The organism is Hymenobacter nivis, assembly GCF_006439025.1.
Classification (GTDB): domain Bacteria; phylum Bacteroidota; class Bacteroidia; order Cytophagales; family Hymenobacteraceae; genus Hymenobacter; species Hymenobacter nivis_A.
In genome coordinates, this window is the sequence record NZ_RCYZ01000001.1 from 797761 (window position 1) to 817278 (window position 19518).

The window sequence follows — 19518 nt, forward strand, 5'->3', positions numbered from 1 at the left end:
TTCCTTCTATCAATGATTTTTACCGAAACCAAGCTGTCGGGCGCGTTCATTATCGATGTGCAGCGGCTGAGCGATGAGCGCGGATTTTTTGGCCGCTCGTGGTGCGAAGATGAGTTTGCCGCCCACGGCATTGCCATGCCCCCGCTGCAAGCCAACCTATCGTCGAACCCCAAGCGCGGCACGCTGCGCGGCATGCACTACCAGTTGCCGCCCCACGAAGAAACCAAGCTAGTGCGTTGCACCCGCGGCGCCATCGTGGACGTGATTGTGGACCTGCGCGAAGAATCGCCGACTTACAAACAATGGATTGCGGTGGAGCTGACGGCGGACAGCTACCGCATGCTGTTCGTGCCCGGGCGATTTGCCCACGGCTTCCTCACCCTCGAAGACAACACCGACGTGGCCTACCAGGTATCGGCCAAGTACGCGCCCGGCGCCGAGCGGGGCCTGCGCTGGAACGACCCCGCCATTGGCATTGAGTGGCCGTTTGAGCCAGTGCTGGTGTCGGCCAAAGACGCGGTACACCCCGACTTCCAGCCACTGCCCGTCGCGGCCAGCTAGGCAATCCACTTTCTCTATAACAGCCTTTTGTTCAGCTATTCATGATTATTGTTGATAACGCTTTAGCGGCGCGCGCGCGCTCGGGCAACCCTATCCGGGTGGCCATGATCGGGGCCGGGTTCATGGCCAAGGGCGTGGCCCGCCAAATCTGCCGCTACGTGCCCGGCATGGAGTTGGTGGCCATCGCCAACCGTACCCTGGACCATGCCCGGCAGGCCTACGCCGATACCGATGTGCTCGGGGTAGCCGAAGTGGGCACCGTAGGGGCCCTGGAAGCCTGCATTGCCAGCGGCCAGCCTGCCATCACCGACGACGCCCTGCTGGTTTGCCAAGCCGCGGGCATCGACGCCATCATCGAGGTGACTGGGGCCGTGGAATACGGGGCCCACGCCGTGATGGAGGCCATCCGCCACGGCAAGCACGTGGTGCTACTCAACGCCGAGCTCGACGGCACGGTGGGGCCCATCCTGAAAGTGTACGCCGACCGCGCCGGCATCATCTACACCGTGGCCGACGGCGACCAGCCCGGCGTGACGCTCAACCTGGCGCGCTTCGTGCAGGGCATCGGCGTGACGCCCGTGCTCTGCGGCAACATCAAGGGCCTGCACGACCCTTACCGCAACCCCACCACCCAGGCGGGCTTTGCCAAGCAGTGGGGCCAGAACCCGAGCATGGTCACGAGCTTCGCCGACGGCAGCAAAATCAGCTTCGAGCAGGCCGTAATTGCCAACGCCCTGGGCATGCGCGTGGCCCAACGCGGCATGCTGGGGCCCACCGTGGCCCCCGGCACCCCCGTCACGGAAGCCGCCAACTGGTACCCCCACGAAGAGCTGCTGAGCGGCGGCCCCGGCATTGTGGACTACGTGGTTGGCGCCAGCCCGGGGCCGGGTGTGTTCGTGCTCGGCACCATCGACGACCCGGTGCAGCGCCACTACCTCAACCTGTACAAGCTCGGCGCGGGGCCCCTGTACTGCTTCCACACGCCCTACCACCTGTGCCATTTTGAAACGCCCACATCGGTGGCGCGGGCGGTACTGTTCCACGACGCGGCGCTGGCCCCCCGGGGCCCCATGTACGTGGAGGTGGTGACGGCCGCCAAGGTGCCGCTGACCGCCGGCCAGGTGCTCGACGGCATCGGCCACTACCACACCTACGGCCTGGCCGAAAACGCCGACGTGGCCCAGCGCGAAAACCTGCTGCCCCTGGGCGTGGCCGAGGGCTGCACCCTGCGCCGCGACGTACCCAAAGACCAGGTGCTGACCTACGACGACGTGGTGCTGCCCGAAGGCCGGCTCATCGACCAGTTGCGGCGCGAGCAGGCGGCGTACTTCCAAACGGCCCCGCAGGCCGCCGCGGTGGCGAAATAATAGCCTTGCCGTAACCAAAAAGGTCCGGTGCCCGAGCTATAGTTCGGGCACCGGACCTTTTTGGTTACCAGCGCCTTATGTCAGCAGGCATTTGCCGTGGCTTAGCCCGTGTGCAACGCCTTCCAGATCATGTCTTTCAGGGGCTGGATGTTCTTGTTGGTCAAGCTGGAGATAAACACCGTGGGCGGCATATCGGCGGGCAGCGAGGCGCGCATCTCGGCTTCCAGCTCCTCGTCGAGCATGTCGGTTTTGGTGATGGCCAGCAGGCGCGTTTTGTCGAGCAGTTCGGGGTTGAACTGCCGCAGCTCACCCAGTAGTATTTCGTACTCGGCGGCAATGTCGGGGCTGTCGCAGGCTATCATAAAGAGCAACATGGAGTTGCGCTCGATGTGGCGCAGGAAGCGCGTGCCCAGGCCCCGGCCCTCGGCGGCCCCCTCGATGATGCCGGGGATGTCGGCCATCACAAACGATTTGTAGTCGCGGTAAGCCACCACGCCCAGGTTGGGCACAAGGGTGGTGAAGGCGTAGTCAGCAATTTTGGGCTTGGCCGCCGACACCACCGAGAGCAGCGTGCTCTTGCCCGCGTTGGGGAAGCCCACCAGGCCCACGTCGGCCAGCAGCTTCAGCTCCAGCACAATCAGGGCCTCTATGGCCGGCTCGCCGGGCTGGGCGTACTCGGGAGCCTGGTTGGTAGAGGTCTTAAAATGGTCGTTGCCCAGGCCGCCGCGGCCGCCGGGCACCAGCACCAGGCGCTGGCCGTGCTCCGTAATTTCGAGCAACTGCTCGCCGGTTTCGACGCTGCGGGCCACCGTGCCGAGGGGCACTTGCAGCACAATATCGGCCCCCTGGGCCCCCGAGCGTAGGTTTTCGCCGCCGCCCTCGCCGTCTTTGGCAAACACGTGCTTCTGGTACTGCAAGTGCAGCAAGGTCCAGAGTTGCGAGTTACCCTCCAGGATGATGTGGCCGCCGCGGCCGCCGTCGCCGCCGTCGGGCCCCCCATTGGGCAGGCCCTTGGCGCGGAAGAAGTGGTGCGAGCCCGCCCCGCCCTTGCCCGAGCGGCAGACCAGCTTAACGTAGTCGATGAAGTTATTGGAAGCCACAGTAGTAATTATGAGTTTTGAATTATGAAGTATGAGTTGGGGTAGGGGCCAATAAATAAATGAGTTATGAGTTCCGGCCGCATGGGCCGAAACTCATAACTCATCCCTGGCAACTCATAACGGACGCCGCTAGGCCTTTACCTCTTGGGTAGCGGCGGCCGGGGTTTCGTCGGCGGCGGCGCGGTGCTGGTCAATCACGGCGCACACCTGGCCAAAGATGTCGTCGATGGCCCCGATGCCGTTGAGGGCGTGGAACTTGTGCTGGGCGGCGTAGTAGCCGGCCACCTGGGCGGTTTCGGTGTTGTACACCGTCACGCGGCGCCGAATCTTGGTTTCATCCTGGTCATCGGGGCGGTTGCTGGTTTTGCCCCGCTCCAGCAGGCGCGTCACCAGCTCCTCCTCCCCTACTTCCAGGGCCACCATGCAGCCGATGGTGGCCTGGTGCTGGGCCAGCAGCTGGTCGAGGCGCTCGGCCTGCGGCACGGTGCGCGGAAAGCCGTCGAAGATGAAGCCCGCGGCGGTTTTGTTGTCGTTCAGGGCGCTGTCGATCATGCCAATCACCACTTCGTCGGGTACCAGCAGGCCCTCGTCCATCAGTTTTTTGGCGCGCAGGCCCAGCTCGGTGCCCTGCGCAATCTGGGCGCGCAGCAGGTCGCCGGTGCTCAGGTGCACGAGGTGGTAGTGGGCGATGAGCTTCTGGCTCTGGGTGCCTTTGCCCGCACCGGGCGGGCCGAACAACACAATATTCAGCATGAAAACGGGGGATGGGCGCAAACGCGCCGGGTGGGTTGGGGTGGGAAGTTAATGAATCCTTAACAAAGGCCGGCCGCTGGGGGCCCTATGCGGCCACGTACACTTCGGGCAGGTTGCGGCCCAGCCCGTCGTAGTCGAGGCCGTAGCCTACTACAAAGTCGTTGGGGATTTCCAGGGCGATGTAGTTCAACTTCAAGGGATAGCGCAGGCTGGCGGGCTTGAAGAACAGGGCGGCGATTTCCACCGAAGCTGGTTTTTTGGCCAGCAGCGTGGGCAGCAGGTGGTGCAGGGTGGTGCCCGTGTCCACGATGTCTTCTATCAGCACCAGGTCGCGGCCCTGCACGTCTTCGCGCAAGCCCAGCACTTCCTGCACTTGGCCGGTGCTGCTCGTACCCTCGTAGGAGGCCACCCGGATGAAGACAATTTCGCAGTCGCCGGTGTAGCGCTTGAGCAAATCAGAAGCAAACATGAAGCCTCCCGTGAGCACAACCACGAACAGGGGCCGGCGGCCGGCGTAGTCGGCGCTGAGGCGGGCGGCCACCGCCTCAACGGCCGTGGCCAGCTCGGCGGCCGACAGGTACGGGCGAAACGCTTTGTCGTGGAGGGTGATGTTGGGGGACGAGCCCATGCGGTGCGGGGAAAAATGGAGCCGCAAAGCTACTGCCTGAATCCGGGGTTCGGCTCACTACTCCCGGTGCAAGGCCGTGCGCAGCAGGCGGGCCGCGGCGGGCACCAGCGTTTCGGAGTAGCGCACGCGAGGGCGGAAGGCCTGCTCGAAGCGCGGCGGTGCAGGGGCGGGGGCGGCCGATGCCCCGGGGCCCCCGGCGTGCTCGGCGATGTGCGGGGCGATGACCAGCGACACGATGCTCATGAGCTTAATGAGAATGTTCATGCTGGGCCCCGAAGTGTCCTTGAACGGGTCGCCCACGGTGTCGCCGGTCACGCTGGCCTTGTGGGCCTCGGAGCCCTTGTACTGCATCACGCCGTCGATGAGCACGCCTTTCTCGAACGATTTCTTGGCGTTGTCCCAGGCCCCGCCGGCGTTGCTCTGGAACATGGCCATCAGCACGCCGCTGACCGTGACGCCCGCCAGCAGGCCCCCCAGCACCTTGGGGCCGAAGAGGAAGCCGATGACGATGGGCGTGAGCAGGGCAATGGCCCCCGGCAAAATCATCTCCCGAATGGCAGCGTTGGTGCTGATGGCCACGCATTTCTCGTATTCGGGCCGCCCCGTGCCCTCCATGATGCCCGGGATTTCGCGGAACTGCCGGCGCACTTCCTGCACCATGGCCATGGCGGCGCGCCCCACGGCGGCAATGGCCAGGGCCGAGAAAATGAACGGAATCATGGCCCCCACAAACAGACCGGCTAGCACGTCGGCGTTGCTGATGTCAATCGTATCGATGTGCGCCGTGCCCATAAAGGCCGCAAACAGCGCCAGCGAGGTGAGGGCCGCCGAGGCGATGGCGAACCCCTTGCCCGTGGCCGCCGTGGTGTTGCCCACGGCGTCGAGTACGTCGGTGCGCTCGCGCACTTCCTTGGGCAGCTCGCTCATCTCGGCAATGCCGCCGGCGTTGTCGGCAATGGGGCCGAAGGCGTCAATGGCCAGCTGCATGGCCGTGGTGGCCATCATGCCGGCCGCCGCAATGGCCACCCCGTACAGGCCCGCCGCCCGGAAGCTGAGCACAATGCCCGCCGCCAGCACCAGAATGGGCAGCACCGTGCTTTCCATGCCCACGGCCAGGCCCCCAATCACGGTGGTGGCGTGGCCCGTGCTGCTCTGCTGCACAATGCTCAGCACCGGGCGCTTGCCCATGGCCGTGTAGTATTCAGTGATGATGCTCATCAGCGTGCCCACGCCCAGGCCCACCAGCACGGCGTAGAACACGTGCATGGCGTCGAAGCTCACGCCGCGAATGGCGAGGGCCCCGGCGGGCAAAATCCACATAATCAAGCCGTAGGAAGCAGCCGCCGACACAACGACCGAAATGTAGTTGCCCAAGTTTAGGGCCCCCTGCACATTGCCGCCTTCCTTCACCCGCACGCACAAAATGCCGACGAGCGAAGCCAGAATGCCCATCCCGGCAATGGCCATCGGCAGAAAGATGGGCGACAGGCCCCCGAACTGGTCCGCGCTGCCCAGCTGCACCTCGCGGCCCAGCACCATGGTGGCCAGGATGGTGGCCACGTACGAGCCAAACAAGTCGGCGCCCATGCCGGCCACGTCGCCCACGTTGTCGCCCACGTTGTCGGCAATGGTAGCGGGGTTGCGCGGGTCGTCTTCCGGAATGCCGGCCTCGACCTTGCCCACGAGGTCGGCCCCCACGTCGGCCGCTTTGGTGTAGATGCCGCCGCCCACGCGGGCAAATAGGGCAATGCTTTCGGCCCCGAGCGAGAAGCCGGTGAGGACCTCCAAGGCCTTTTCCATCTCCTGCCCATTGGCTAGGCCGCTGGGCACAAACATTTTATAGAACACAATGAACAGGGCCCCCAGCCCCAGCACGGCCAAGCCCGCCACGCCCATGCCCATCACCGAGCCGCCCGAAAACGATACGTTCAGGGCCGTGCTCAGGCTGGTGCGAGCCGCCTGGGCGGTGCGCACGTTGGCCTTAGTGGCGATTTTCATCCCGATGAAGCCCGCCAGCGCCGAAAACACGCCCCCAATCAGAAAGGCAATGACGATGACCGGGCTGGAGTTGCCGCTGGTGCTGCCCAGGTAAAACAGGAAGGCCCCGGCAATCAGCCCAAACAAGCCCAGCACCTTGTATTCGGCCGTGAGGAAGGCAATGGCCCCGTCGGCTATGTAGCCGGCAATGGTAGTCATGCGCTCGTTGCCGGCATCCTGGCGGGCCACCCAGCCGGCCCGCACCCAGGTATAAATAAGGGCAAATACGCCCAGCGCGGGCACCGCGTAGAGGTAAGGGGTCATACCGGCAGGAGGTTAGGTGGGAAGGAGTGCCGGTAAATGTAGGCAAGTATTACAGCTCGCGCAACAGCACCTGGCAGAGCGCCAACATACTGGCAATGTCGCGCTTATCCACCAGCCCGTCGGGGGTGGGCGCCTACTTTTGACCATTGCCTACACCGGATGCATGAGTAGCGGCACCTGCTCGCAAATGCGCCTATTCTATGCCTGTGCAGTGGGCCTGCCGCTGCATTAAGCAAAGGCACTAACGCGATTACTTATTTACTCAGGATTAGATGCAGGCTTTGACTATCTGAGCCTGCACTCAAGCGCACCACGTACAATCCATCCGGTAACGAGCGAGCATCAATGTAGTAATTAATTCGCTGTCCCATTTCGCCCACCGCTAAGTGCTGAACTAATCTACCAGTTCCATCATAAAGCTCCAGCGTGTACACCTGGGTCGAAGGCAAGTTTACCTCAACAGTAGCTTGACTACTGAATGGGTTAGGATATGCACTTAGCACTGGCGCGTTTGAAGTAAAAGAAGCATCCAAGCAGTTTCTCACCACAACTGCCAGAGGCAGGCGGGTACTTTCGCACGTGCCAACGGCCTGTGCCACGTAATACATCTGGGTGCCGGCTACAGTAGTGACCGGAGTGTAATCAGAACCCGCACCTAGCGCCGTACCACCGGCAGGGCTGGTGTAGAAGCGAAACGAAGCCCCTGCCATCGCGTGGCCAAGGCTATTTCCTAAGGGTGCAGCAAATGCCCCCTGGCAGTAGTTTATGGCCAAACCACCGCTCAGGATGTGCCCAATGTTGGCGTAGATGTAGTGCGCAATCAAATCGCTGCCGATTACATTGGGATGCAAAAAATCCCGACGCAGCGAATTAGGCGGAATATCGGCGTTGTGATCAGCTACGTCGTACGCATCGTTGGGATTATATGCTGACACTAAGTAGCTACGCACGTTCAGGTAATGGCTGCCATAAGTTTGCGCCAGCGTATTGTTCAGCTTTGTTATTTGCTCGTACGTGGCCGTGCCTTTCCCCTCTCCTTCTCCGTTGCAAACGGATAAAACCAGGTAGTTCGTGTGCGATAAGGCCGCTACCATCGTCGCGATGCTAGCTTGTACCTGCGCTGCGTTGTCCAAATCGTTACGGCCCGCCCAAATGATGGTAGGCCAAATGTGCTTAGCAGCATCGGCTACCATGCGGTCTTTAACTTGTACTGACGTTTGCCCCCCAACGCCGCCGTTATAAACGACACGGCCGCTGAGTTGGGTCAACGTTTGAGGATAGCGGCCATAATTAGAATCGGTAAACGAGTCGCCCCAGGCTGCAATGTTGTTGCCATCGATGGCAAGGGCAGCAGCTGGAGTGGGTATTCCGACTGCGGCCGCAACTGTAACCGTCAGCGGCGTTCGTGTACTCTCGCAGTTGCCAACCACCTGCGATGCATAATAGGTGGTGGTACCTACGACCGCCGTGGCGGGAATGTATGCATTTGCAAGAGGCGTGCTGGCCGTCGCACTAGCATAGAGAAGAAGTGACGCCCCGGCTAGGGCCCTGTAGTTGCTACTCAGTGGGGCTGCCGTACTCCCCTGGCAGTACGTCGGGGCAGCCACTGTTGCAGGCGGTGAGAGGGAGCATACAACTGAGCGCCTTAGCAGCTTGCTGATAGCCCCTACGCCGTTGCTTTGGTCGGCAGCCGCTGTTACAGTATTCGGCAAAGCACCAGAATGGGTGGTGGAGCGACCATTAGTGGCTAGGTTAAACTTAGCTAACGTGTTGATAGCCTGGATTTCACCAGCTATTCGAACTTCTTCCTTTCCAAAGGCAGTACCCCCGCCTCCGAAAGTCATGTTTGCTGAATCAAATTCCACCGAGAGGAGGTGGATTAGGCCCTGGTCAGCAAACGCTTCTGTCAAGCCGATCCCAAGGTCACAGCAAGAGTTGGGGCGATAAGCTGTCAGAACATGGGGGGTACTGATGGTTGCCTGCACAAAATTTACACCGGCCCCACCCAAGGTGCGTCTCAGTGTGCATTCGCGGGCGTAACTCACCAGTAGTGGCGCCGGAGCTACCTGCAGTAAATGTGTTTTCAAGCAAATGCGAGGAGCATTTCCCGTGTATAATTTGCCGTAATTATCGTGCTGGGCATAAAGTAGGAAACGACCTGCTTCTGGGGATGGAGCGGCAGCTTCGGCAGAATACCAGCACAGCAGCAAACAAGCCAACAGCCAAGTCACGTAAATAGCCTTACCCTGCGCGGCTGGATTTTTTCGCCGGGCACCACCTGAAGCGATGTTAAATAGCAAAAAACCACTTCGTTGTATGAGGTAAAATTGTTTCATAAGTAGGAATATGCGAAGTGGTTACCAGCAGCCGTTATATCCGCTTACACATAGCGGCGCATTTCGCAAATTTCCTGCTTAATAATTTTTTAGGCAAATTGTTTTAATGATTATCAAGCAAGTACCATCACGACTGACGAGGCATGGCACCGTGGCCAATAGCGGTTATGCACACGGCTTTACTAGCAGCAATAACCCCAAACGACAGCTAGCAGACGCAAGCCAAGGTCTTGGTGGGAAGAATGCTTGAGGCAACCCTGCTCAAAGGGCGTGTACAGTGGCTGCCGGGCATGGCGCCCTACAGCTCGCGCAACAGCACTTGATACAGCGCCAACATGCTGGCAATGTCGCGCTTATCCACCAGCTCGTCGGGGGTGTGCACGTGGTCTTCGGGGGCCCCCACGAAGCACCAGTCCCAGGGCTGGGCGGCGCGCTGCAGCTCCTTGGCGTCGGAACCGCCGATGTCCTCCACCTCCAGCTGCACCGCAATGCCGGCCCGCGCCGCAATGGCCCGGATGCGCTCCACGTAGGTGCGGCGCGGGATGAGCGAGTCGCGCAACGAAATCACGCAGCCCTGGCCCAGGTGCACGCCCTCGGTCACCCAGGTAATGTCGCAGATTAGGGCCTGGCGCACGCCATACGTGTCGTAGATGTGCTGGGCCAGGAAGGGCACCGTGCCGCCGCCGTGCTCCTCGCCGCACGAAAAGGCGATGATGCCGTGCTCCAGCGTCTCGCACAAGCGCAGGGCCGTCCACACCCCCAGGCGGTTGTCGAGGTAGCAGCTCTGCACGGTAGTATCGGTTTCGCGGAAGTTGCAGCGAAACGTGAGCTCGGTGCCGCGGGGCAGCTCGCGGCTGAACTCGTAGCCCAGGGTTTCGGTTTCCTCGTTGATGGTCAGCGCACAATCTATTTCCCCTTCCGCATCGTGGCCCACCAGGCGGTAACCGGCCTGGGTTTCGGGGCCCCCAATGGCCACCAGCTGCCGGCCGTAGCGCACCATGAAGCCGATGCTGTCGAGGTGCGCAAACACGGCCGTGCGCGGCTGCCCGAACACAAGCACCACGCAATCCTGGAAGCCCTCGCCGGCCAATACCTGCGGCTGGTGCTGCCAACTGGCTTGGTTTTGGTGCACGTAATCAAGCACAAAGGCCGTCATCGCGCCTTCGTGGCCGGACGGGGCCGCGAGGCGGCACAGGGTTTCGAGCAGTTGCATGGGCCGGGGGAAATTGGCCCAAAGCTAGGCCAGAGTCCGTACTTTAGGGCCCCCGCCGGCACGGGCCGGTTTCCCTGGGGCCCTGTTCTCCCGCTTTTTTCTATGGTTCGATTGCTTTTCTGCTGGGTTTTCTGCTGCGGATTGCTGCTGCTGGGGCCCCTGGCGGCCCGGGCACAAACCGCCGATACCGTGCGCCGCCCGGGCACCATGCGCGTGGTGCACCTCGACAGCGTGGCCGTGGCCCCCCAGGCCATCGACACCAAGGGCTGGCTGCTGCTCAACAAGGATATTCAGCAGGAGCTCGACGGGGCCGTGCACAACCTCTACAATTTCAAGTACGACCGGGCCGAAAAGCAGTTCCGCTCCCTCAAGCGACGCTACCCCGAGCACCCCCTCGCCTACCTCATGCTGGGCCTGAACACATGGTGGAAAATCCGCCCCACCAGCTTCCAGACCAAGGTGTACGACCGGCCATTTTTTGCCTATATGGACTCGGCCATTACCAAAGCCGAGGCCCTCTACAAGGCCGATAAGCAGAACTACGAAGCCACGTTTTTCCTGGCTGCGGCCTACGGCTTCAGCGCCCGCCTGCACGCCGAGCGCCACGACTGGCGCCTAGCCACCGTGGACAGCAAGCGGGCCCTGAGCTACCTGCAAAAGAGCCAGGAAGCCAACGGCCTGAGCCCGGAATTCCTCTTCGGCCAGGCTTTATTCAATTACTACGCCGTTTGGATTCCGGCCAACTACCCGCTGCTCAAGCCGGTGCTTTTGTTTTTTCCCAAGGGCAACAAGGAGCTGGGCCTCCAGCAGCTGCGTACCGTGGCCACCACCGGCTTCTACACCGCCACCGAGGCCAAGGTGTTCCTGATGGGCATCCTCAAAAACGAGGAGAACAACAGCGTCGACGCCCTGCCCGTGGCCAAGGAGCTGGCCACCACCTTCCCCGACAATGGCTACTTCCAGCGCTTCTACGCCCTGCTGGCCTACGACCAGGGCGAGTTTGTGGAGTGCGAGCGGGTGAGCAAGGAAATCCTGGCCAAAATCAACCAGGGCCTGCCCGGCTACGAGGCCATTAGCGGGCGCTACGCCAGCTACTTCCTGGGCTACCTGATGCAATACCGCTACCGCGACGCCGCCAAGGCCCGCGACTACTACCAGCGCTGCATCGTGTTTGCGGAAAGCAGCGGTGACACCAGCGGCGGCTTTTACTTATTTGCCAATGCCAACCTGGCCCGCCTCGCCGACAAGGAGCGCGAGCTGGCCACCGCCCGCCGCTACTACACCGTGGTAAAAGACATTGCCGACCACAAATCGGAGCAATACAAAGAGGCCACCACTTGGCTGAAAAAGAACAAGAGCTAAGCCAACCATGGAGTTTTCCGACCTCTTCCTCGCGCCGCTCTACCTCGGCATTTTCTACGCCGTGGCGTTTGGCATCCGCGGGCGGGTCACCAACCACTTCACCAAGCCGTTTTTCATCCCGGCCCTCACCCTCAAGTTCGTCGGGGCCATTGCGCTGGGGCTTATCTACCAGTTTTATTACGGCGGCGGCGATACCTATAATTACTACTTCCACACCAAAATCATCTATTCGGCCTTCGGCGATTCCTTCGCCAATGGCCTGAAGCTGCTGCTTGACAACGGCGGCAGCACCGACCCCGCCACGGCCAAGTACGTGGCCCAGATGTACTGGCACCAGCCCCATTCCACGGAGTACGCCACAGTGCGGGTTGCGGCATTCTTCGGAATATTTTGCTTTAATAATTACTCCGTCATCGCCCTGTTTTTTGCCGCCGCCAGCTTCAGCGGCCTGTGGGCCATGTACGTCACGTTTGCCACCATCCGGCCCCACGTGTACAAGCAGCTGGCCTGGGCTATTTTCTATATCCCGTCGATGTTTTTCTGGGGCTCGGGGCTGATGAAGGATTCGCTGGCCGTGGGGGCCCTGGGATGGCTTTTTTATGCTCTGTACCGGGGAGCTATCCAGAAGCGTGGCATTATCAAAGCGGGCATTGTGGGTTTCTTAGCGGCCTATGCTTTGCTATCCATCAAGGTCTACATCCTGCTGTGCTTCTTACCGGGGGCCCTGCTGTGGGTATTCAATGAGAATAACGCGCTGATCAAAAACCAAACGGTACGACTTTTAGCCAAGCCTGTGTTTTTTGTGGTGGGCGGCCTCATTGCCATTTATGCTGCCACCAACCTTACCAAAGGTGATGATAAATACGACGTCGACAAAATTGGTGAGCGCAGCAAAATCACCGCCGATTACCTCTACGAAACCAGCGTGAAGCAAAACGGCTCGGCCTACAACTTAGGCAAGCAGGACGGCACCATCGGCGGCATGGCCAAGCTGGCCCCGCAGGCCATCGTCACGGCCCTGTTCCGGCCCATGATTTTTGAGGCCCGCAACCCCATCATGCTGCTTTCGGCCTTGGAAGCCGGCTTTTTCCTGATTTTTACGCTCCGCATTTTTTGGCGCACGGGGGTCGTGGCCACCATTAAGTTTGTGGCCACCACGCCGGTGCTGGTGATGTGCTTCGTGTTTTCGCTAATTTTTGCCGCCTCGGTGGCCATCAACAGCTCCAACTTCGGCACGCTGGTGCGCTACAAAATTCCGATGATTCCCTTCTACCTCGGCGGCCTCTACATCCTCCAGAGCATGCTGGACGCCCAGACGGCCAAGCGCCGCCAGCCCGCCGCCCGGCGTCGGGTGGCGGCGTAGTCCCCGGCCCCCCGCGCCGGTTTAGGGCCCTGGAGGCCCACTCTAGGCGAAGAGGGCCAGAAAGTTGGGTGTGTTAGCGGCCACCGAGTAGCGGGCCTCCACAGTGGCGCGGGCGGCGCGGCCCAAGTGCTGGCGTAGGGTGGCGTCGGCCAGCAGCTGGCGCAGCCCCGCCTCCCAATCGGCGGGTGTGGCACACACGAAGCCGTTCTGGCCGTGCTGCACCACCTCGGTGTTCATGCCCACCGGCGAGACGAGCGGTGGCACCCCCAACGCCATGTATTGCAAGGCCTTAAAAGCGCACTTGCCCTTGGCCCAGGCGTCGTCTTCCAGCGGCATTAGTCCCACGTGGAAGCCCAGCAGATCGGCCATCTCGGTTTCTTTGCGCCAGGGCAGGTACACCAGCGACTGCAAGGGCAGCGCCGGCGGCTGGTTGGAGATAACGCGGAACTCAAAATCGAGCCCCTCGGCCTCCAGCTTCGCCAGCACGGGCACCACCTGGTCGAGGTACTTGAGGGTAGAGTGCGTGCCCGTCCAGCCGATGACCAGGCGGCCGGGCGCGGCCTGGTCACGCACCTGGTTGTGCAAGCCGGTGGTATCGATGGTGGTGGGGTTGACGACGGTACGCGGGTTGAAGCGCCGGGCGTAGGCGGCCAGAAAGGCGTTGCCACAGCTGTTTTTGTGGGCCCAGCCGCAAATCTGCCCTACCTTCTGGGACCACTTGAGGCCGGCGGCCAGCTGGTTGGCTTCCGACGTGTTGGCCAGCCAGATGGCGTCGTCAAAATCATAAACCAGGCGCTTGCGCAGCACCCGGGCCAGCAGCCACTCAAACACCGGGGGCCCAAGCGGCGCGGCCTCGCGGTGCACAAACACAAAATCGTAGCGCCGCGCCGCCCACACGTGCCCCAGCCGCCGCCCGAAGCCCCGCAGAATGCCCGCCACCTTGGCCCCGGCGCGCCCCGGCCGGTACAAAATGCCCCAAGTGGCCTCGTCCAGAAATGAGAGCTCGCGGTACTGGTGCCCGTGGGACCCCAAAATGCCCAAGTATTGCTCAAAGCGAAACCGCTGCGACGGGGCCCGGCCGGCCGGGTACGGGGTCAGAAATAAAATACGCGCCATGGAGTAGAATTAGCGGCGATGGTAAAAATCAAGGACGCCCGCAATCACGCGCGCCTGGCCGTCGGCGCTCAGCTCGTAAAATAAGGGCAGGCGCACCAGGCAATCGGTGTAGTGCTCGGCCCAGGGCAGCGGGCGGCCGCCGTGCCGGGCGGCGTAGTACGGGCTGCGGTGCAGGGCCAAGTAGTGGAACACGGCCAGAATGCCCAGCTGCCCGAGGTGGGCAATCAGGGCATCGCGCTCGGCCCGGCTGCGGCACACGAGGTAGAATAAATGGCCGTTGTTGGTGGCATAATCCGGCAGCACGGGCAGGCCCACGCCCAGGGCCCCCAGTGGGGCCAGGGCCGCGTAATAGTTGGCCCACAGGGCAGTGCGCTGCCGCTGGATGCCGGCTAGGTTTTCAATCTGCGCCCAGAGGTAGGCCGCCGTCAGCTCCGAGGGCAGGAACGACGAGCCCACGTCCACCCAGTTGTACTCGGTGGCCTCGCCTCGGAAAAAGGCCGACCGCGTCGTGCCCTTCTCCCGAATAATCTCGGCCCGCCGCGCGAACTGCAAATCATTGATGGCCAACAGGCCGCCTTCGCCGGCAATGATGTTTTTGGTTTCGTGAAACGAGAAGGCCGCCAGGGCCCCCAGCGTGCCCAGCCGCTGGCCGCTATAAAAACTGTCGATGGCGTGGGCCGCGTCTTCCACCACGGCCAGGCCGTGGCGGGCGGCGGTGGCCAGCACAGTACCCATGTCGCAGGCAATGCCCGCGTAGTGTACCGGCACCACGGCCCGGGTGCGGGGCGTGATGAGGCTTTCCAGGGCCCCCGCGTCGAGGTTGGGGTTCAGGGCCGTGCTGTCGGCAAACACGATGGTGGCGCCCCGCAGCACAAAGGCGTTGGCGGTGCTCACGAAGGTGAAGGCCGGCACAATCACTTCATCCCCCAGCTGAATGTCCAGCAGCAGGGCCGCCATTTCCAGCGCATCGGTGCACGAAGTGGTGAGCAGCGCCTTGGCAAAGCCCCACTCCTGCTCGAAGTAGGCATGGGCCCGCCGGGTAAACTGCCCATCGCCGGAAATCTTGCCCGAGCGCACCGCCTGCTCGATGTAGCGGGTTTCGTTGCCAGAAAAATACGGTTTGTTAAATGGGATGGGGGCGTCCATGGGCCCGGCAAAGGTACGCCGGGGCCCCGGCCGAGCGGCCCCGTCACAGCCACCAATGGTAGATGTGCTCCTCGTGGGCCAGCGCGAAGCCGCACTTCTCGTAGAAGCGACAGGCCGGCTCGTTGTCGCGCTGGGTCACCACCTGCAGCTCCTGGTAGCCCCAGTCGCTGGCCTGGGCCACGGCGGCGGCCACCAGGGCCTGGCCCACGCGCTGCCCGCGGGCCCGTGCATCCACGGCCAGCAGACCAATGTCGGCCCGGTTGTTTTTTTCGCCTAGGGTCAGCAGGCCCTGCTCGGTGCCGGCGGCATCGCGCCACACCAGCACCCGCCGGGCAATGGTGCCCGCCAGGGAGCTGCGCAGCCACCGGCTGTACAAGTCTTTAAACACGTGCAGGGCAAAGCGCGCATCGAGCCGAAACCGGGAATACTCGCCGCTTTGCCAGGCCAGCGACTCGAGCTGTGGCGTGTACTCAGTGGCCGTGCCCACCGCGGCCGCCGGCGCCCCCCCGGCACCGGGGGCCAATAAGGACATGGCAAACGTGGCCTTACGGTCGAAGAGCTGGGCCCCAGCTTGCTGCATGGCCGCCGGCACAGGCGCGTCGGCCGGCACGGCCACCACATATACTAGGCGAAACCCAGCGTGGCGCGCGGCGGCCATTGCCGCGGCCAGCTCCGCAGGCGCAAGCCCGGCCGCCGCTAGGCGCGCCACCGGAAACCCCAGAAAGTCAGTATCCCAGGGCAAGGCACAAAGGGCTGCGTGCGCCTTTGTCATTGGTTAGGGGCGGGGTCGGTGGCAGAATCAATCACATAGATGGGGCGGTTTTTTACTTGCTCGAAGGTTTTGCCGATGTAGAGCCCCACCATGCCCAGCACCGACAACACCAGGCCGGCAAAAAACCAGATGGAGATGATGATGCTGGCGTAGCCCGGCTCCCAGGTGTGGCCCAGCAGGTAGCGCCCCAGCGTGACGAGCACCATGGCGAACGCGCCCACCGAGATGCCTAGGCCCAGCTTCACGGCCAGCCGCAGCGGCTTGTCGGAGTAGGCCAGCATCACGTCCAGGGCCAGGTTGGCCAGCCGGCCCCAGGTGTAGCTGCTGGGCCCCACCGGCCGCTCGGCGTGGGCCACGGCCACCGTCGCGGCCCGGAACCCCACCCAGCGCACCATGGTCGGAAAGTAGCGCAGGCCCTCGCGCATGGCCAGCACGGCGTCAACCACTTTGCGGTGGTAGAGGCCGAAGTTGCCCACGGCCGGGTCCTGCGGCGTTTCGGTGAGGTAGGCTAGCAAACGGTAGAATACCCGCGACACCAGCTTCTTGCGCCACGAATCCTGCCGGTTGATGCGCCGGGCCAGCACCAGGTCGTAGCCCTGCTGGGCCTGGGTAAAAAGGGCTGGGATTTCCTCGGGCTGGTCCTGCAAGTCACAGTCCAGCACCACGACCCACTCGCCCCTGGCCAGCTCTAGCCCCGCCGTAATGGCCCGGTGCTGGCCGAAGTTGCGGCTCAGGCGCAAGCCCCGCACGCGCCCGTCCTGGGCCGCCAGGGCCTGGATGCGGGCCCAGGAGCCGTCGGTGCTGCGGTCGTCCACGAGCACAATCTCGAAGCTGCCGCCCAAGGCCTCACCCGCCAGCGCCAGGCGCCGCACCAGCTCCGCCAACAGCCCCTCGGCCTGGTACACGGGGCTGACGAAGGAAAAAGTGGGGGGCGGCACGCTGCAAAAACTAGGGTAATCTGGAGAAAAAGATGATCAAAGTTGAGCAAAAATATCTTCTGCTATGGGCAAGTACTGCGTCAGCCCACGGTAAGCAATGCCTGCTTCGCGGCAGCGAATTCTCGACTGTTCTTTATTTTCGGCCAGCAACTGCTGGATCCCAGGCCATACCCGCGCCGCTTCCGCAGTGCTAAACTCACTGACTACTACGCCCACATTGTATTGCCCTGCCACTCGGTCGTCTTCTGAAACCCCTGCGCATACCAAGTAAGGCAAGCCACAGCACAGGTACTCCCCCACCTTGATCGGTGAGCGAAAACGCTGGGAAGGAAATGAAGGCACGGCCACCACCCCAAAGTCAGCCGCCGAAATATAGTCCGGCACCTGCTCGTACGGGCTGCGCGTCACGGCAAACTGCTCGGGCAACAGTCCTTCGGAAGTCATCAGGTTTTGAACGTAATCGGCCGCATCGGGGCTCACGATTAGAAAAAACAAGTCGGGCCGTTCGGCCAAAAAGGCTTTGAATAGCGTGGCCACCTCCCGCTCGTAGTAGATGCCGCCGAACTTGCCCAAGTACAGGATAACGGGCCGGTCTTCGGCCACACCAATCTGGTGGCGAATGCGCTGGCGACCAGCGGGCCGGAACTGCATTTTGGCTTCGTCTACGCAGCTCGGCAATTTGTATACCTGCGCCTGACTGCCCCAGCTACGAAGTCGTTGCACCATGTGTTCGGTGCCGGTAGATAAGATGTCTGCGTTCATGCCCGACACCTTTTCCAAGTAATGCAGCCCCTTGTAAGCCAAACTATTCTCAGACCACACCCGGCAATCGAGCATAAATTCGCTGTGTGGCTCGTACTGGTAGCCGTAATAGCGCAGGCCAAACATGCGGGCCATGAGGTAGGCAAAACTGCCCGATATCGTGCCCAATGAGACGATGGACCGAGCCTTCGAGAATAGCTTCAAACGCAACACAAGGCCGATACCCATCACCAAATCGTAAGCTTTCTTCACCAGCTTGAACCGGCCGGAGTGCCATTTCAATGGGTGCCAGTAAATGTGATAGTGGGCAAAATCCTGGTGCCGCTGCTGCTGTTGGGACGGCGACAGCGCGTACTCGACTTGTTCGTAAGTAATCAGGTGCAGACGCAAATCGGGCTGTTGCAGGCCCACGTGCTGAAGCAGCAGCAGCAAGTTCCCCTTAAACAGCGGGTCGTCGCAGCTATTGTAAACGTAAATAATGATGACGCGAGGCTTCATTGGAAATGTCAAGTACAGCGAAGGAAAGCACCTTAGAGCGTCTGGATTACGGTTTCCCACTGCTGCATAATGGGACCTGGGGCAAAGTGCTGCACTCGTTGCAAGGCCTGGGCAGCATACTGCTGGCGCCGCACCGGCTCGCGTAGTAAGCTGGCCAGGGCGCCGCTCCATTCGGAGGTGTTCTGCGCCACCAAGGTGCCAGCAGTAAGCAACGGAAGCAGCAGGCCATACTCTGCCCATTCCGCCTGCTCCGCGCGCTGCGTAGCCGGGGTATCTGGAGCCAGAATTTCGCGGGGCCCTGTCGGGCAATCGGTGGCCGCCACGGGCACCCCACACGCCATTGCCTCGCACAGCGCCATTGGGAAGCCTTCGGTGTCGGAGGGCATCACCGAAACCGTGGCGCGGGAAATGTAACGGAAAGGATTAGCTTGAAAACCAAAAAGGAACACGTCGTATAGTACCGGGTCTGGGGGGCCCTGGATGGCCTGCCATGCGCTCCAGGCCCGCAAGCCCAGCTGCTGGCAGCGCGCCAGCAGTTCCTCCCGCTGCGGCCCGTCGCCGAGCAGTACCAACCGCGCCTGCGGCATCTGCCCTTCCGTTTGCAACAGCCGCAGCACCGGCAGCAAGCCCAGCTGGTTTTTCTCGGGCGATAGCCGGCCAGCGCTAATAAGCACTGGGTAATTGCTGAATAAATCTTCTTCCTCAGAAGGCAGCACTTCACGGCTTTTCGTCCGGATTCCCTCCACGTCAAAGAAGTTGTTGATGGTGACCACCTGGGCCGGCTGCAGCCCAAACGTGTCTAATAACTCCTGCCGCAAGTCCCGGCTCACCGCCACTACCAGGTCGGCCGCCCGGTACAGCACCGGCATCAGCACCCGGCGGCGCAGCGCGCCTATTGCCCCCTGAATATTGGGGTCGTGCCGCTTGGAGTTGTGGATGCAGAGCACCACTTTCTCGGTCCCTTTGCTCAGCAGATTTAAGTAATCTGCGCCCTCCAAGTGGCTAATGCACAAGTCAATCTCATGCTCTCGTTTCAGTGCTCTCACCCGCTGCACCCGCTGCACCAGCGCCCGCAGCTTGCCCAGGGGCCCCGTACCGGCTGGCACATCAAGGGCAACCAGCTGATTTTGCGTGGGGAAAGCTACTTCGGTACGGCTGTCAAATACGCACTCTATCACCCGGTGGTGGCGGGCCAGCTCCTGGCCGTGGTCGTGGAATACCCGCTCGGCTCCACCGTAAGTAAGCTGCGGAATCAATAATAGAATATTCTTACGGCGCAGCTTGTTAGATACGGTTGACATT

At 62.0% G+C, this 19518-nt stretch carries 16 protein-coding genes; 4 read left to right on the top strand and 12 right to left on the bottom strand.

Annotated elements, in window-relative coordinates; translation table 11 throughout:
• Nucleotides 1–12 precede the first annotated feature (12 nt).
• A complete protein-coding gene (rfbC, locus tag EAH73_RS03150) occupies nt 13–561 on the top strand; it encodes a dTDP-4-dehydrorhamnose 3,5-epimerase (RefSeq protein WP_140465020.1) in 549 nt (182 codons plus the stop codon).
• A gap of 41 nt (nt 562–602) precedes the next feature.
• The gene (locus EAH73_RS03155) at nt 603–1928 is read left to right on the top strand and encodes an NAD(P)H-dependent oxidoreductase (RefSeq protein WP_140465021.1); all 1326 of its coding nucleotides are present in this window, start codon (nt 603–605) and stop codon (nt 1926–1928) included.
• Nucleotides 1929–2029: 101 nt separating this feature from the next.
• Here EAH73_RS03155 and obgE read toward each other — a convergent pair whose 3' ends face one another.
• From obgE to EAH73_RS03185, 6 genes are all read right to left on the bottom strand, one after another.
• Nucleotides 2030–3028, bottom strand: a complete 999-nt coding sequence (obgE, locus tag EAH73_RS03160; RefSeq protein ID WP_140465022.1) for a GTPase ObgE — start codon at nt 3026–3028, stop codon at nt 2030–2032.
• 129 nt (nt 3029–3157) lie between these two features.
• Nucleotides 3158–3781 (bottom strand): adenylate kinase, encoded by a 624-nt coding sequence (locus EAH73_RS03165; protein ID WP_140465023.1) that lies wholly within the window; start codon nt 3779–3781, stop codon nt 3158–3160.
• Nucleotides 3782–3866: 85 nt separating this feature from the next.
• A complete protein-coding gene (locus EAH73_RS03170) occupies nt 3867–4409 on the bottom strand; it encodes a phosphoribosyltransferase (RefSeq protein ID WP_140465024.1) in 543 nt (180 codons plus the stop codon).
• 57 nt (nt 4410–4466) lie between these two features.
• On the bottom strand, nt 4467–6710 hold the full coding sequence (locus EAH73_RS03175; RefSeq protein ID WP_140465025.1) for a sodium-translocating pyrophosphatase: 2244 nt from the start codon (nt 6708–6710) through the stop codon (nt 4467–4469).
• Between the two features lie 254 nt (nt 6711–6964).
• A complete protein-coding gene (locus tag EAH73_RS03180; protein ID WP_140465026.1) occupies nt 6965–9046 on the bottom strand; it encodes a GDSL-type esterase/lipase family protein in 2082 nt (693 codons plus the stop codon).
• A 298-nt stretch (nt 9047–9344) separates the two neighbouring features.
• The gene (locus EAH73_RS03185) at nt 9345–10259 is read right to left on the bottom strand and encodes a M20/M25/M40 family metallo-hydrolase (protein ID WP_140465027.1); all 915 of its coding nucleotides are present in this window, start codon (nt 10257–10259) and stop codon (nt 9345–9347) included.
• A 102-nt stretch (nt 10260–10361) separates the two neighbouring features.
• On the opposite strand from EAH73_RS03185, the gene EAH73_RS03190 reads away from it, so the two are divergent.
• Both EAH73_RS03190 and EAH73_RS03195 read left to right on the top strand, forming a co-directional pair.
• A complete protein-coding gene (locus tag EAH73_RS03190) occupies nt 10362–11621 on the top strand; it encodes a tol-pal system protein YbgF (RefSeq protein ID WP_140465028.1) in 1260 nt (419 codons plus the stop codon).
• A 7-nt stretch (nt 11622–11628) separates the two neighbouring features.
• Nucleotides 11629–12984, top strand: a complete 1356-nt coding sequence (locus EAH73_RS03195; protein ID WP_140465029.1) for a hypothetical protein — start codon at nt 11629–11631, stop codon at nt 12982–12984.
• A gap of 42 nt (nt 12985–13026) precedes the next feature.
• Here EAH73_RS03195 and EAH73_RS03200 read toward each other — a convergent pair whose 3' ends face one another.
• From EAH73_RS03200 to EAH73_RS03225, 6 genes are read right to left on the bottom strand one after another with little or no spacing between them, the layout of a single operon-like run.
• On the bottom strand, nt 13027–14100 hold the full coding sequence (locus EAH73_RS03200; protein ID WP_140465030.1) for a glycosyltransferase family 4 protein: 1074 nt from the start codon (nt 14098–14100) through the stop codon (nt 13027–13029).
• Nucleotides 14101–14109: 9 nt separating this feature from the next.
• Nucleotides 14110–15246 carry a dTDP-4-amino-4,6-dideoxygalactose transaminase gene (rffA, locus tag EAH73_RS03205; protein WP_140465031.1) on the bottom strand — a complete coding sequence of 379 codons (1137 nt, stop codon included), beginning with the start codon at nt 15244–15246 and terminating at the stop codon, nt 14110–14112.
• A gap of 43 nt (nt 15247–15289) precedes the next feature.
• Entirely contained in the window at nt 15290–15988 is a 699-nt protein-coding gene (locus tag EAH73_RS03210) for a GNAT family N-acetyltransferase (protein ID WP_140465032.1), read from the bottom strand.
• Between the two features lie 26 nt (nt 15989–16014).
• Nucleotides 16015–16956 carry a glycosyltransferase family 2 protein gene (locus EAH73_RS03215; protein WP_140465033.1) on the bottom strand — a complete coding sequence of 314 codons (942 nt, stop codon included), beginning with the start codon at nt 16954–16956 and terminating at the stop codon, nt 16015–16017.
• 36 nt (nt 16957–16992) lie between these two features.
• Entirely contained in the window at nt 16993–18216 is a 1224-nt protein-coding gene (locus EAH73_RS03220) for a glycosyltransferase (protein ID WP_161599433.1), read from the bottom strand.
• Between the two features lie 32 nt (nt 18217–18248).
• Nucleotides 18249–19517 carry a glycosyltransferase gene (locus EAH73_RS03225; protein ID WP_140465035.1) on the bottom strand — a complete coding sequence of 423 codons (1269 nt, stop codon included), beginning with the start codon at nt 19515–19517 and terminating at the stop codon, nt 18249–18251.
• Between the last annotated feature and the right edge of the window lies 1 nt (nt 19518).

What these genes read in the sequence shown, in the direction of transcription:
- rfbC (WP_140465020.1), top strand. Translation starts at nt 13, where the DNA reads ATGATTTTTACCGAAACCAAGCTGTCGGGCGCGTTCATTATCGATGTG.
- EAH73_RS03220 (WP_161599433.1), bottom strand. Translation starts at nt 18,216, where the DNA reads ATGAAGCCTCGCGTCATCATTATTTACGTTTACAATAGCTGCGACGAC.
- EAH73_RS03190 (WP_140465028.1), top strand. Translation starts at nt 10,362, where the DNA reads ATGGTTCGATTGCTTTTCTGCTGGGTTTTCTGCTGCGGATTGCTGCTG.
- EAH73_RS03200 (WP_140465030.1), bottom strand. Translation starts at nt 14,100, where the DNA reads ATGGCGCGTATTTTATTTCTGACCCCGTACCCGGCCGGCCGGGCCCCG.
- EAH73_RS03195 (WP_140465029.1), top strand. Translation starts at nt 11,629, where the DNA reads ATGGAGTTTTCCGACCTCTTCCTCGCGCCGCTCTACCTCGGCATTTTC.
- EAH73_RS03155 (WP_140465021.1), top strand. Translation starts at nt 603, where the DNA reads ATGATTATTGTTGATAACGCTTTAGCGGCGCGCGCGCGCTCGGGCAAC.
- EAH73_RS03165 (WP_140465023.1), bottom strand. Translation starts at nt 3,781, where the DNA reads ATGCTGAATATTGTGTTGTTCGGCCCGCCCGGTGCGGGCAAAGGCACC.
- EAH73_RS03185 (WP_140465027.1), bottom strand. Translation starts at nt 10,259, where the DNA reads ATGCAACTGCTCGAAACCCTGTGCCGCCTCGCGGCCCCGTCCGGCCAC.
- EAH73_RS03180 (WP_140465026.1), bottom strand. Translation starts at nt 9,046, where the DNA reads ATGAAACAATTTTACCTCATACAACGAAGTGGTTTTTTGCTATTTAAC.
- EAH73_RS03225 (WP_140465035.1), bottom strand. Translation starts at nt 19,517, where the DNA reads ATGTCAACCGTATCTAACAAGCTGCGCCGTAAGAATATTCTATTATTG.
- rffA (WP_140465031.1), bottom strand. Translation starts at nt 15,246, where the DNA reads ATGGACGCCCCCATCCCATTTAACAAACCGTATTTTTCTGGCAACGAA.
- EAH73_RS03175 (WP_140465025.1), bottom strand. Translation starts at nt 6,710, where the DNA reads ATGACCCCTTACCTCTACGCGGTGCCCGCGCTGGGCGTATTTGCCCTT.
- EAH73_RS03170 (WP_140465024.1), bottom strand. Translation starts at nt 4,409, where the DNA reads ATGGGCTCGTCCCCCAACATCACCCTCCACGACAAAGCGTTTCGCCCG.